Here is a 13,387-nt window from a genome sequence, read left to right as displayed (position 1 = left end):
CCCCCGTACGCAGCCCCCGACAGCCCCCGCGCACCGACCCCCGCGCGCACCCGTGCCCCCGCCGTCCGATCCGGACGCGGGGGCACGGTGCAACACGGCGCCGTCGCGCCGCACGGGGCGGAAGTTCAGTGGCGGAACCGGTGGCAGATGTAGGCCAGGGTGCCGAGCAGCAGGCGGGCCTGCGGGGGACCGCCCGCGCGGTCCAGCGCGGGCGGGCGCAGCCAGTCGGCCGGGCCCAGGCCCGCGTGATCGCTGGGCGGGGCCGTCAGGAAGGCGCCCTGCCCCAGGGCCCGCAGGTCCAGATCGGCGTCGTCCCATCCCATGCGGTACAGCAGCCGGGGCAGTTCGGCGGCGGCTCCCGGGGCGACGAAGAACTGGGCGCGCCGGTCGGGGGTGACGGTGACCGGGCCCAGCGGCAGGCCCATCCGCTCCAGCCGGACCAGGGCCCGGCGGCCCGCCTCCGCGGAGACCTCGATGACGTCGAAGGAGCGGCCGACGGGCAACAGGATCGAGGCGCCCGGATACTCGCCCCAGATCTCCGCGACCTCGTCGAGCGTGGCGCCCGCGGGGACGGTGGGAGCGAAGTCCAGCGGATGCGCCCCCGGCGCACCGCAGTTCGTATGACCGCAGGAGCAGTCGCGGGCCGGAGCGGCGGCGCGGGCCCCGGGGACCGCGTCCCAACCCCAGAGTCCGGTGTACTCCGCCACCGCCGTGCACTCGGAGGTCCGCCCGCGGCGCCGGGCGCCGGAACGGAACTCCTTGGTGCCGCGGCTGCCGCCGATCGTGAAGCCCATGCCCATGCCCCCTCCAACGGGTCGGACGCGTCGGTGGTTACGACGTCGGCGAGACCTCCTCGGAGACCGGGTGCGGTGCGCCTTCCACCGGGGGGCGACGGCGCACTCCTCGCCGCGCGCGCCCCGGCGCACTCCCGTCCAACCGTTCCGTTTCGCCGTGGTGTCAAGTGAATCGCGCCTGGCCGGTGGCGAGTTCATTCGAAGGGGTGGCGAATGGTGGCGTTTCTGGAATCGACCTCGCCGACGGGGTGATCGTAGGATTACTTTCGGTGCACGAGCCCGAAGGGCTGGGCAGGCCGTGGGTATGCCGGAGGCAATCCGTGGAGGACCTGTGAAGGTCGCCGGCGGAGGTGGCCGTCCCGGCCAGGGTTTCGTGTGAAGACGCGATGCGGATGGGGGCGTTCCAGTGAGCGGCAGTGGCGCAAGCGGAACGAGCGGTACGAGCGGGGACCCGGCCGACCGCAACGACCAGCTGACCTCCTGGTTCGTCCGCAGCGGCTGGTCCAAGGGCGAACTCGCCCGTCAGGTGAACCGCCGGGCCCGCCAGATGGGCGCCCACCACATCAGCACCGACACCTCCCGCGTGCGCCGCTGGCTGGACGGCGAACAGCCCCGCGAACCGGTGCCCCGGATCCTGTCCGAACTGTTCTCCGAACGCTTCGGCTCCGTCGTCGCCATCGAACAGCTCGGCCTGCGCACCGCCCACCAGACGCCCTCCGTCTCCGGCGTCGACCTGCCCTGGGCCGGCCCGCAGACGGTGGAACTGCTCAGCGAGTTCTCCCGCAGCGACCTGATGCTCGCCCGCCGGGGCTTCCTCGGGACCTCGCTCGCCCTCTCCGCCGGCCCCGCCCTCATCGAACCCATGCAGCGCTGGCTCGTGCCGGTCCCCGTCGCCGACCCGGGGCTCCGCCCCGAGGGCGGGCCGACGGGCCTCGGGGGACACCGGCCGCCCCGGCTGTCCGAACCGGAACTCGACCTCCTCGAAGCCACCACCGTCATGTTCCGCCAGTGGGACGCCCAGTGCGGCGGCGGCCTGCGCCGCAAGGCCGTCGTCGGACAGCTCCACGAGGTCACCGACCTGCTCCAGGAGAACCACCCGGCGCCCGTGACCAAGCGCCTCTTCAAGGTCGCCGCCGAACTCGCCGAACTCGCCGGCTGGATGAGCTACGACATCGGCCTGCACCCCACCGCCCAGAAGTACTTCGTCCTCGCGCTGCACGCCGCCAAGGAGGCCGGGGACAAACCCCTGGGCTCGTACATCCTCTCCAACATGAGCCGCCAGATGATCCACCTCGGCCGCCCCGAGGACGCCCTGGAACTCATCCACCTCGCCCAGTACGGCAGCCGCGACTGCGCCGGCCCCCGCACCCAGGCCATGCTGTATGCGATGGAGGCCCGCGCCTACGCCAACATGGGCCAGCCCAGCCGCTGCAAGCGGGCCGTCCGGATGGCCGAGGACACCTTCTCCGACATCGTCTTCGCGGACGAGCCCGAGCCCGACTGGATCGGCTTCTTCTCCGAGGCCGAACTCAACGGCGAGAACTCCCACTCCTACCGCGACCTGGCCTACGTCGCCGGCCGCAGCCCCACCTACGCCTCGCTCGCCGAACCGGTCATGCAGAAGGCCGTCGACCTCTTCGCCAAGGACGAGGTGCACCAGCGCTCGTACGCCCTCAACCTCGTCGGGATGGCCACCGTCCACCTCCTCCAGCGCGAACCCGAGCAGGCCACCGTCCTCGTGGACCAGGCCCTCGACGTGGCGCGAAAGGTGCGCTCCGAACGGGTGAACACCCGCCTGCGCAAGACCGTCGACACCGCCGCCCGCGAATACGGCGACGTCGCCGAGGTCGTCCGCCTCACCGACCTCCTCGCCTCCCGCCTGCCCGAGGCCGCCGAGGCCGTATGAGCCGTCCGGGCCGTCCGGCCCGTGGGCCGGCGGATCCCGGCCGGGGCCCGTCGCGCGCCCGGGCCCGTTCATGGACGCGTAACACGTCCGACCTCTTCGTCACCGCCGCGAAACAACCGGCGGCGCCGCCGGAAACCGGCCTGCGCGAATCTCATGGCCAATAACCGGCCGGCGCGGCCGGCCCACCCACAGGCCGCCCGCCCCCGCGCCGCCGAGGTTCCACGGTCGCCCGCACGCGAACGTACCGACGACGAGGAGACGCCGATGGCATCAGCCATCACGACCCTCGCGGCAGACGCGCCCACGCTCTCCGCCGCGAACACCGGGTTCATGCTCATCTGCTCCGCCCTGGTCATGCTGATGACCCCGGGACTCGCCTTCTTCTACGGGGGAATGGTCCGGGTCAAGAGCAGCCTCAACATGCTGATGATGAGCTTCGTCAGCCTGGGGATCGTCACGATCCTGTGGGTGCTCTACGGCTTCAGCCTCGCCTTCGGTTCCGACATCGGCTCCGTCATCGGCTGGAACGCCGACTACGTCGGCCTCAGCGGCATCGGCCTGACCGAACTCTGGGACGGCTACACCATCCCGGTCTACGTCTTCGCCGTCTTCCAGCTCATGTTCGCCGTCATCACCCCCGCCCTGATCAGCGGCGCCCTCGCCGACCGCGTCAAGTTCGGCGCATGGGTCCTGTTCACCGCGCTGTGGGTGACCGTCGTCTACTTCCCCGTCGCCCACTGGGTCTGGGGCGCCGGCGGCTGGCTCTTCGAACTCGGCGTGATCGACTTCGCCGGCGGCACCGCCGTCCACATCAACGCGGGCGCCGCCGCCCTCGGCGTCATCCTCGTCATCGGCAAGCGCGTCGGCTTCAAGAAGGACCCGATGCGCCCGCACAGCCTCCCGCTCGTGATGCTCGGCGCCGGCCTCCTGTGGTTCGGCTGGTTCGGCTTCAACGCCGGCTCCTGGCTGGGCAACGACGACGGCATCGGCGCCGTCATGTTCGTCAACACCCAGGTCGCCACCGCCGCCGCGATGCTCGCCTGGCTCGCCTACGAGAAGCTGCGCCACGGCTCCTTCACCACCCTCGGCGCCGCCTCCGGCGCGGTCGCCGGCCTCGTCGCCATCACCCCCGCCGGCGGCTCCGTCAGCCCGCTGGGCGCGATCGCGGTGGGCGCCATCGCCGGTGTGCTGTGCGCCATGGCCGTCGGCCTGAAGTACCGCTTCGGCTACGACGACTCCCTCGACGTGGTCGGCGTCCACCTCGTCGGCGGCATCGCCGGCTCGCTCCTCGTCGGCCTCTTCGCCACCGGCGGCGTCCAGTCCGACGCCGCGGGCCTCTTCTACGGCGGCGGCCTCGAACAGCTCGGCAAGCAGGCCATCGGCGTCTTCGCCGTCCTCGCCTACTCCCTGGTCGTCTCCGCCGTCCTCGCCCTGCTCCTCGACAAGACCATCGGCATGCGCGTCAGCGAGGACGTCGAGGTCTCCGGCATCGACCAGGCCGAGCACGCCGAGACCGCCTACGACTTCAGCGGAGCCGGCGGTGGCGCCTCCCTCCGCTCCACCGCCGCTGCCGCCCCCGCACCCGCCGCGAGCAAGAAGGTCGACGCATGAAGCTGATCACCGCCATCGTCAAGCCCTACAAGCTGGACGAGATCAAGGAAGCCCTCCAGGCCTTCGGGGTGCAGGGCCTGACCGTCACCGAGGCCAGCGGCTACGGCCGCCAGCGCGGCCACACCGAGGTCTACCGGGGCGCCGAGTACACCGTGGACCTCGTCCCGAAGATCCGCATCGAGGTCCTCGTCGACGACGACGACGCCGAGGAACTGATCTCCGTGATCGTCAGCGCCGCCGCCACCGGCAAGATCGGCGACGGCAAGGTGTGGAGCGTCCCCGTGGACTCGGTCGTACGGGTCCGCACCGGCGAGCGCGGCGCCGACGCGCTCTAGGTGACGGGAGCTCCTGGGTGACGAGTGTCGAGAACACGACCACCGACCCGGTCGAAGGACCGGACGGCTCGGGAGCCGGCGGATACGCCGAGGCCCGGCTGCGACTCCTCGGACAGGAGTCGCGGCCCGGGCCCGCCCGGCGTTCCGCCCTGTCCGGGCTCACCGACCGCTGGCTGACCGGACTGTTCGCCCCGGCCGCCCGCGACAGCGGCGTACGGGGCGCGGCCCTCGTCGCCGTCGGCGGCTACGGCCGGGGCGAACTCTCCCCGCGCAGCGACCTGGACCTGCTGCTCCTGCACGACGGCAAGGCCGACCCGGGCGCGCTGGCCGCGCTCGCCGACCGGCTCTGGTACCCGGTGTGGGACCTCGGCCTCGCGCTGGACCACTCCGTACGCACCCCCGCCGAGGCCCGCCGCACCGCCGCCGAGGACCTCAAGGCCCACCTCGGCCTGCTCGACGCGCGGCTCGTCGCCGGGGACGCCGGGCTCCTCGCCGGGCTGCGCACCTCGATCCTGGCCGACTGGCGCAACCAGGCCGCCAAGCGGCTGCCCGCGCTGCACGCCCTGTGCCGGGAGCGGGCCGAACGCTCCGGGGAACTGCGCTTCCTGCTGGAACCCGACCTCAAGGAGGCCCGCGGCGGCCTGCGGGACGTCACGGCGCTGCGGGCCGTCGCCGCGTCCTGGCTGGCCGACGCCCCGCGCGAGGGACTGGCCGAGGCCCGGCGGCGACTGCTCGACGCCCGGGACGCCCTGCACCTGGTGACGGGCCGGGCGACCGACCGGCTCGCCCTCCAGGAACAGCCCCAGGTCGCCGCCCGGCTGGGGATGCTCGACGCCGACGCCCTGCTGCGCGAGGTGTACGAGGCGGCGGGCGTCGTCGCGTACGCGGGCGACGTCACCTGGCGCGAGGTCGGTCGGGTCCTGCGGGCGCGGGCCGCCCGGCCGAGGCTGCGCGGGCTGCTGGGGACACGGGGGGTCCCGGCGGCCGAGCGCGCGCCGCTGGCCGAAGGGGTGGTCGAGTCCGACGGGGAGGCCGTCCTCGCCCTGGCCGCCCGCCCCGACCGGGACCCGGTCCTGCCCCTGCGCTTCGCCGCCGCCGCGGCGCAGGCGGGGCTGCCCGTCTCGCTCCACGCCGTACGCCGGCTCGCGGCGCAGGCCCGGCCGCTGCCGGTGCCCTGGCCGGCGGAGGCCCGGGAACAGCTCGTCACCCTGCTGGGCGCGGGCGAGCCGACCGTCGGGGTGTGGGAGGCCCTGGAGGCCGAGGGGCTGATCGCCCGGCTGCTGCCCGACTGGGAACGCGTACGGTGCCGGCCGCAGCGCAACCCGGTGCACACCTGGACCGTGGACCGGCACCTGATCGAGACGGCCGTGCGGGCCTCGGCCCTGACCCGTCGGGTCGGCCGCCCGGACCTGCTGCTGATGGCGGCCCTGCTGCACGACATCGGCAAGGGATGGCCCGGCGACCACTCGGTGGCCGGCGAGACCATCGCCCGCGACGTCGCCGTCCGCCTCGGCTTCGACGCCGCCGACACCGCCGTCCTGGGCACGCTCGTACGCCGCCACCTGCTGCTCGTCGACACCGCCACGCGGCGGGACCTCGACGACCCCGCCACCGTCCGGGCCGTCGCCGAAGCCGTCGGGTCCACCGGCACGCTGGAGATCCTCCACGCCCTCACCGAGGCCGACGCCCTCGCCACCGGCCCGGCCGCCTGGAGCACCTGGCGGGCCTCCCTCGTCGCCGACCTCGTGGCCCGGGTGGCCGCCGTCCTCAGCGGGGCCCCGCCCGCCGCCCCGGAACCGGAGATCCCGACCACCGACCAGGAACGGCTCGCGGTGGAGGCGCTGCGCACCGGGGAGCCGGTCCTCGCGCTGCACGCCCGCAGGGAGGAGGACGAGGCCGTCGGGGTGGAACTCGTCGTCGCCGTCCCCGACCAACCCGGGGTGCTCCCGGCGGTGGCCGGGGTGCTGGCCCTGCACCGGCTGACCGTACGGGCGGCCGACCTGCGCTCCCTGGAGCTGTCCGACCTGCCGGGGGAGGTCCTCGTCCTGCGGTGGCGGGTCGCGGCGGAGTTCGGCGCCCTGCCCGAGGCCTCCCGGCTGCGCCGCGACCTCGTACGGGCCCTGGACGGCTCCCTCGACGTCCCGGCGAAGCTGGCGGACCGCGAGGCGGCGTACCCGAGGCGGCGCGGGGTGGTCCCGCCGCCGCCCCGCGTCACGGCCGTCCCGGACGTCTCCTCGCTGGCCACCGTCCTGGAGGTGCGGGCCCCCGACGCGGTCGGCCTGCTGCACCGCATCGGGCGGGCCCTGGAATCGGCCGGCGTGCGGGTGCGCAGCGCGCACGTCTCCACGCTGGGCGCCGACGCCGTCGACACCCTCTACGTGGTGGACGCCGACGGCAAGCCCCTGCCCCCGCCCGAGGCCGGCGCCCTGGCCCGCAGGGTGCAGGAGGCCCTGGGCTGAGCGCCCCCGCCCGCCCGGACACCGCCCGGCGGGATCGCCCCCGTACCTTCTTCGCGACGGTCGGGGGCGGGCCCGCCCGGCGGCCCGATACCCTGGGGGCGACCACAACACCCCCGACCCGAGGAATCGCGACCACCGTGTTCGATACGCTCTCCGACCGCTTGGCGAATACCTTCAAGGGCCTGCGCGGCAAAGGCCGGCTGTCCGAGGCTGACATCGACACCGCGGCCCGGGAAATCCGTATCGCGCTCCTCGAGGCCGACGTCGCCCTTCCGGTCGTCCGCGCCTTCATCGCGAACGTCAAGGAACGCGCGCGCGGTGAAGAGGTCAGCAAGGCCCTGAACCCGGGCCAGCAGGTCCTCAAGATCGTGAACGACGAGCTCGTCACGATCCTGGGTGGCGAGACGCGGCGCCTGCGCTTCGCCAAGACCGCCCCCACCGTGATCATGCTCGCGGGTCTCCAGGGTGCCGGTAAGACCACCCTCGCGGGCAAGCTCGGCCTCTGGCTCAAGGGCCAGGGCCACACCCCGCTGCTCGTGGCCTGTGACCTCCAGCGCCCCAACGCCGTCAACCAGCTCTCGGTCGTCGCCGAGCGCGCGGGCGTCGCGGTCTACGCGCCGCAGCCCGGCAACGGCGTCGGCGACCCGGTCCAGGTGGCCAAGGACTCCGTCGAGTACGCCCGCACCAAGCAGCACGACATCGTCATCGTCGACACCGCCGGTCGCCTCGGCATCGACGCCGAGCTGATGCAGCAGGCCGCCGACATCCGCGACGCGGTCTCGCCCGACGAGATCCTCTTCGTCGTCGACGCCATGATCGGTCAGGACGCGGTCAACACGGCCGAGGCCTTCCGCGACGGCGTGGGCTTCGACGGCGTCGTGCTCTCCAAGCTCGACGGCGACGCCCGCGGTGGTGCCGCGCTCTCCATCGCGCACGTCACCGGCAAGCAGATCATGTTCGCCTCGAACGGCGAGAAGCTCGACGAGTTCGACGCGTTCCACCCCGACCGCATGGCGGGCCGGATCCTCGACATGGGTGACATGCTCACCCTGATCGAGCAGGCCGAGAAGACCTTCAGCCAGGCCGAGGCCGAGAAGATGGCGGCCAAGCTGGCGAAGGGGCCGAAGGAGTTCACGCTCGACGACTTCCTCGCCCAGATGGAGCAGGTCCGCAAGATGGGCTCCATCTCCAAGCTCCTCGGCATGCTGCCGGGCATGGGCCAGATCAAGGACCAGATCAACAACATCGACGAGCGCGACGTGGACCGCACGGCCGCGATCATCAAGTCGATGACCCCGGCCGAGCGCCAGGACCCGCACATCATCAACGGCTCGCGCCGCGCCCGTATCGCCAAGGGTTCCGGTGTCGAGGTCAGCGCCGTGAAGGCGCTGGTCGAGCGCTTCTTCGAGGCCCGCAAGATGATGTCCCGCATGGCCCAGGGCGGCGGCATGCCCGGCATGCCCGGCATCCCGGGCATGGGCGGCGGCCCCGGCCGGCAGAAGAAGCAGGTCAAGCAGGCCAAGGGCAAGCGCAAGAGCGGCAACCCGATGAAGCGCAAGGAAGAGGAGGCCGCGGCCGCGGCCCGGCGCGAACAGGGTCCGCAGGCGATCGAGCCCGCCGGCAACCCGTTCGGCCTCCCGGCGGGCGGCGGTCAGCCGGGCCAGGACTTCGACCTGCCGGACGAGTTCAAGAAGTTCATGAAGTAGCGGGGACGGGCGCGGCGGGCACGCGTCGCGCGCGAGGGCCCCGGCCGGGGCGGTGACCGATACGGTCCCCCCGGCCGGGGCCCTCGGCCTTTCCCGGCCCCCCACCCCGGAAGGTGTCGGCCCCCGGCCCCGGTGGGCGTCGGCCCCGGCCCTCCGTCCCCGCGCGGGCAGGCAGTCGATTTGTCGCTTATGGTCGGCCGGGAGGACGGCATAAGGAGGCCCCGTGCCCAGCCCCACCCCCGTACCGCCGCGCGACCGGGCCGACACCCCCTGGCGCTCGGAAGGCGCCCCGCCCGCCCCGCCGCCCAAGAAGAAGATGCCCGGCGGCTGGCGCGGACTGATCCTCGCCGCCCTGATCGTCTACCTGATCACCAACGTCGTCCTGTCCTTCTTCAACGAGGGCGACGGACCCACGATCTCGTACACCGAGTTCAGCAAACAGGTGACCGACGGCAACGTCTCCAAGATCTACTCCAAGGGCGACGCCATCCAGGGCGAGCTCAAGAGCGCGCGGCCCGTCCCCGGAGGCAAGGGCGACTACACCAAGTTCGTCACCCAGCGCCCCGCCTTCGCCGACGACCAGCTCTGGGCCGGCCTCACCTCCAAGGGCGTCACCGTCACCGCCTCCCCGGTCGTCGAACAGCGCAGCTTCCTCGCCAACCTGCTCATCTCGCTCGCCCCGATGCTGCTCCTGGTCGGCCTGTGGCTGCTCATCGCCCGCCGGATGGGATCCGCCATGGGCGGCGCCGGCGCGCTCGGCCGCAAGACCCCGCCCAAACCCGTCGAGCTGGAGGGCGGCAAGCGCACCACCTTCGAGGACGTGGCCGGCATCGACGAGGTGGAGGGCGAGCTGAGCGAGGTCGTCGACTTCCTCAAGAACCCGCAGCAATACCACCGCATGGGCGCCCGCATGCCCGGCGGCGTCCTGCTCGCCGGCCCGCCCGGCACCGGCAAGACCCTGCTGGCGCGCGCCGTCGCGGGCGAGGCCGGGGTGCCGTTCTTCTCGGCCTCCGCCTCCGAGTTCATCGAGATGATCGTCGGCGTCGGCGCCTCCCGGGTCCGCGAACTCTTCTCCGAGGCCCGCAAGGTGGCCCCCGCGATCATCTTCATCGACGAGATCGACACCATCGGCCGGGCCCGCGGCGGCTCGGCGGCCATGGGCGGCCACGACGAGCGCGAGCAGACCCTCAACCAGATCCTCACCGAGATGGACGGGTTCTCCGGCTCCGAGGGCGTCGTCGTCCTCGCCGCCACCAACCGCGCCGACGTCCTGGACCCCGCCCTCACCCGCCCCGGACGCTTCGACCGCACGGTCGCCGTCTCCCCGCCCGACAAGGCCGGCCGCGAGGCCATCCTGCGCATCCACACCCGCGACATCCCGCTCGGGCCCGACGTGGACCTCGCGCAGGTGTCCCGCACCACCCCCGGCATGACCGGCGCCGAACTCGCCAACCTGGCCAACGAGGCCGCCCTGCTGGCCGTCAAGCGCAAGCAGGACGCCGTCACCCAGGCCGACCTCTCCGACGCCCTGGAGAAGGTCCAGCTCGGCGCCGAACGCCCCCTGGTCATGCCCCTGGAGGAGCGCCGCCGCACCGCCTACCACGAGGGCGGCCACGCCCTGCTGGGCATGGTCCAGCCCGGCGCCGACCCCGTACGCAAGATCACCATCGTGCCCCGGGGCCGGGCGCTCGGCGTCACCCTGTCCACCCCGGACGCGGACCGCTACGCGTACACCGAGCCCTACCTGCGCGGGCGGATCATCGGGGCCCTCGGCGGAATGGCCGCCGAGCACGTGGTCTACGACGTGATCACCACCGGCGCCGAGAGCGACCTCGAACAGGTCACCAACATCGCCCGCGGCATGGTCGGCCGTTGGGGCATGAGCGAGCGCATCGGCCGGCTCACGGCGATCCCCTCCGACGCCCAGAGCGCCTACGGGCTCTCCGCCGCCCCCGCGACCCTCGACGCCGTGGACCACGAGATGCGGCGGATCGTCGACGAGTGCTACGAGGAGGCCTGCCGCCTCCTGCGCGAGCACCGCCCCAAACTCGACGCCCTCGCCGAGGCGCTGCTCGCCAACGAGACCCTGGACGAGCGGGCCGCGTACGAGGCCGCCGGCATCCCCCGGCTGATCAAGTAGCCCGGGCGGTCGGCCGTCCCGGGCCCGTTACGCCACCCGGGCGACGACGTACCGGAAGATGTTCGGCAGCCAGACGGCGCCGTCGGTCCGCTCGTACGGGTGAAGCGCCTCCGCGAGCTCCTTCTCCGCCAGGGCCGGATCGGCCGCGCCGTCGTAGAGCCCCGTCGACAGCAGGCCCCGTACGGCGCTGTCCGCGTCGGCGTACCCGAACGGGCAGAACACCCGCCCCGAGCCGTCCGGCACCAGCCCGGCCCGCGCCACGGCCGCGTCGAGGTCCCGGGCCCGCGGGCCGCCGCCCAGCACCGCCGGGACCGTGCACCGCTCCGCCGGGCCCCAGTCGGCCAGCACCACCGCACCGCCCCGGCGCACCGTCGGCAGGGCCGCGGCCAGCGCCCCCGGGGCGGGCGAGAAGGCCAGCAGGACGTCGTAGGGGCGCGCTCCGGGCGCCGTGGGCACCGGGGGAGCCGCCACCACCTCCAACAGCCGCTCGCGCGCGAGGGCCCGGCGCGCCGGATCCGCCTCCACACCCGTGGCGGCGGCCCCGCGCCCGGCGGCCAGCAGCAGGGCCAGTCCGGCCCCGCAGTCCAAACCCAGCAGCCGGTCGCCCGGCCCGATCTCCAGCCGGTCGTAGACCGCCTCGTACAGCGGTACCAGCATCCGTTCCTGGATCTCCGCCCAGTCCCGGGCGACGAGCGTCGCCGTCGGCGTCGGTGTCATCGAAAGAGCGCTCCTGATTCCGTCTCGCCCCCTTGCCCCCGTTGCCAGAGAACTCCCCATTCGCCCCCGCGTCCATAGGAGCGCGCCACCCGATTCACGCTCGACGCGCCGGGCGCCGTACCATTCGCGCCATGGCAAAGGCACCCGTTCTCACCCCGCAGGCGGAGGATTTCCCCCGCTGGTACCAGGATCTGATCAACAAGGCCGAGCTGGCCGACAACGGTCCGGTCCGCGGCACCATGGTCATCCGACCGTACGGCTACGGCCTGTGGGAGCGGATGCAGCAGGAGATGGACGCCCGCATCAAGGGCGTCGGCGCGCAGAACGCCTACTTCCCGCTGTTCATCCCGCAGTCCTACCTGACCCGTGAGGCGGAGCACGTCGAGGGCTTCGCGCCCGAGCTCGCGGTCGTCACGCACGGCGGCGGCAAGGAGCTGGAGGAGCCGGTCGTCGTCCGGCCCACCTCCGAGACGATCATCAACGACTACTTCTCCAAGTGGGTCCAGAGCTACCGCGACCTGCCCCTGCTGATCAACCAGTGGGCCAACGTGGTCCGCTGGGAGATGCGCCCCCGCGTCTTCCTGCGCACGAGCGAGTTCCTCTGGCAGGAGGGCCACACGGCCCACGCCACGTACGAGGACGCCCGCGACTACGCCGCGCGCATCCACACCGAGGTCTACGGCGACTTCATGAAGAACGTGCTCGGCATCGACGTCGTGCTCGGCCGCAAGACCGCCAAGGAGCGCTTCGCCGGCGCCATCAACACCCTCACCCTCGAGGGCATGATGGGCGACGGCAAGGCCCTCCAGATGGGCACCAGCCACGAGCTGGGCACCAACTTCGCCAAGGCCTTCAACACGCAGTACCTGTCGAAGGAGGGCAAGCAGGAGCTCGTCTGGCAGACCTCCTGGGGCGTCTCCACCCGCATGGTCGGCGGTCTGATCATGTCCCACGGCGACGACAACGGTCTGCGGGTCCCGCCGCGCCTGGCGCACGTCCAGGTCGTCGTCATGGCGATCAAGGGCGACGAGGCCGTGGCCAAGGTCCGCGAGCTGGGCGACCGCCTGAAGGCCGCCGGCCTGCGCGTGTTCGTCGACGACCGCGTCGACACCCCCTTCGGTCGCCGCGCCGTGGACTGGGAGCTCAAGGGCGTACCGGTCCGCATCGAGATCGGCCCCCGCGACCTGGAGGCCGGCACCGCGATGCTCGCCCGCCGCATCCCCGGTGGGAAGACCCCGGTCAACATCGACGAGCTCGCCGACCTGCTGCCCAAGGTCCTCGACGAGGACCAGGCGCAGCTGCTGCGCGAGTCCCGCGAGCGCCGCGAGTCCCGCACCACGGACGTCGCGACCATCGAGGAGGCCGCCGAGGCCGCCGTCGCCGGCGGCTGGGCGCGCATCCCGTGGGCCGACCTGGGTCCCGAGGGCGAGGCCAAGCTGGCCGAGCAGGCCGTCTCCGTACGCTGCCTGATCGCCGAGGACGGGTCCGTGCCGACGGCCGACGACGCCCCCGGTACGCTCGCGATCGTCGCGCGCTCCTACTGATCGACACCGGCACCCCCGGCGCGCGGCGAACGGCCGCACGCCGGGGGCTGGTTTTTGTCCGTCGGCGTTACGTACCGACTCCTCCTGGGATCGACGCACCCGTCCTCGTCAGGACGCATCAGAGTGAACTGACTGGTACGTGCAAAAAATTTGGAATGGCCCGGAATCGGAACAC

General features: G+C 73.0%; 9 protein-coding genes. 7 read left to right on the top strand and 2 right to left on the bottom strand.

Annotated features, from left to right (window positions below; genetic code table 11):
- Positions 1–125: 125 nt before the first annotated feature.
- Positions 126–794 carry a bifunctional DNA primase/polymerase gene (locus AB0D01_RS21515; protein WP_363057540.1) on the bottom strand — a complete coding sequence of 223 codons (669 nt, stop codon included), beginning with the start codon at positions 792–794 and terminating at the stop codon, positions 126–128.
- 406 nt (positions 795–1,200) lie between these two features.
- Here AB0D01_RS21515 and AB0D01_RS21510 point away from each other — a divergent pair, with 406 nt between their 5' ends.
- The 6 genes from AB0D01_RS21510 (at position 1,201) to ftsH (ending at position 10,951) form a co-directional block, all read left to right on the top strand.
- A complete protein-coding gene (locus AB0D01_RS21510; RefSeq protein WP_363057538.1) occupies positions 1,201–2,700 on the top strand; it encodes a hypothetical protein in 1,500 nt (499 codons plus the stop codon).
- A 264-nt stretch (positions 2,701–2,964) separates the two neighbouring features.
- Positions 2,965–4,311, top strand: a complete 1,347-nt coding sequence (locus tag AB0D01_RS21505; protein WP_363057536.1) for an ammonium transporter — start codon at positions 2,965–2,967, stop codon at positions 4,309–4,311.
- Positions 4,308–4,646 carry a P-II family nitrogen regulator gene (locus tag AB0D01_RS21500; RefSeq protein ID WP_249768000.1) on the top strand — a complete coding sequence of 113 codons (339 nt, stop codon included), beginning with the start codon at positions 4,308–4,310 and terminating at the stop codon, positions 4,644–4,646. The genes AB0D01_RS21505 and AB0D01_RS21500 overlap by 4 nt, the downstream gene beginning before the upstream one ends.
- Before the next feature lie 17 nt (positions 4,647–4,663).
- On the top strand, positions 4,664–7,105 hold the full coding sequence (locus AB0D01_RS21495) for a [protein-PII] uridylyltransferase (protein WP_363057534.1): 2,442 nt from the start codon (positions 4,664–4,666) through the stop codon (positions 7,103–7,105).
- Between the two features lie 137 nt (positions 7,106–7,242).
- Complete coding sequence (gene ffh, locus AB0D01_RS21490; protein ID WP_363057532.1) at positions 7,243–8,811, top strand: signal recognition particle protein; 1,569 nt, start codon at positions 7,243–7,245, stop codon at positions 8,809–8,811.
- A gap of 316 nt (positions 8,812–9,127) precedes the next feature.
- Entirely contained in the window at positions 9,128–10,951 is a 1,824-nt protein-coding gene (gene ftsH, locus AB0D01_RS21485) for an ATP-dependent zinc metalloprotease FtsH (protein ID WP_363057614.1), read from the top strand.
- Positions 10,952–10,978: 27 nt separating this feature from the next.
- On the opposite strand, the gene AB0D01_RS21480 is transcribed toward ftsH, so the two are convergent.
- Positions 10,979–11,668 (bottom strand): methyltransferase type 11, encoded by a 690-nt coding sequence (locus AB0D01_RS21480; protein ID WP_363057531.1) that lies wholly within the window; start codon positions 11,666–11,668, stop codon positions 10,979–10,981.
- A 131-nt stretch (positions 11,669–11,799) separates the two neighbouring features.
- Here AB0D01_RS21480 and proS point away from each other — a divergent pair, with 131 nt between their 5' ends.
- Positions 11,800–13,212: a proline--tRNA ligase gene (proS, locus tag AB0D01_RS21475; protein ID WP_363057529.1), complete on the top strand. Its 1,413-nt coding sequence runs from the start codon at positions 11,800–11,802 to the stop codon at positions 13,210–13,212.
- Positions 13,213–13,387: the final 175 nt, after the last annotated feature.

Source organism: Streptomyces sp. NPDC048606 (assembly GCF_040650855.1).
Lineage (GTDB): Bacteria > Actinomycetota > Actinomycetes > Streptomycetales > Streptomycetaceae > Streptomyces.
This window is presented reverse-complemented; position numbering and strand designations above follow the sequence as displayed.

Bases quoted from the DNA above. Each gene is read 5' to 3' on its own strand.
- AB0D01_RS21480 (WP_363057531.1), bottom strand. From the start codon at position 11,668: ATGACACCGACGCCGACGGCGACGCTCGTCGCCCGGGACTGGGCGGAG.
- AB0D01_RS21500 (WP_249768000.1), top strand. From the start codon at position 4,308: ATGAAGCTGATCACCGCCATCGTCAAGCCCTACAAGCTGGACGAGATC.
- AB0D01_RS21505 (WP_363057536.1), top strand. From the start codon at position 2,965: ATGGCATCAGCCATCACGACCCTCGCGGCAGACGCGCCCACGCTCTCC.
- ftsH (WP_363057614.1), top strand. From the start codon at position 9,128: ATGCCCGGCGGCTGGCGCGGACTGATCCTCGCCGCCCTGATCGTCTAC.
- AB0D01_RS21515 (WP_363057540.1), bottom strand. From the start codon at position 794: ATGGGCTTCACGATCGGCGGCAGCCGCGGCACCAAGGAGTTCCGTTCC.
- proS (WP_363057529.1), top strand. From the start codon at position 11,800: ATGGCAAAGGCACCCGTTCTCACCCCGCAGGCGGAGGATTTCCCCCGC.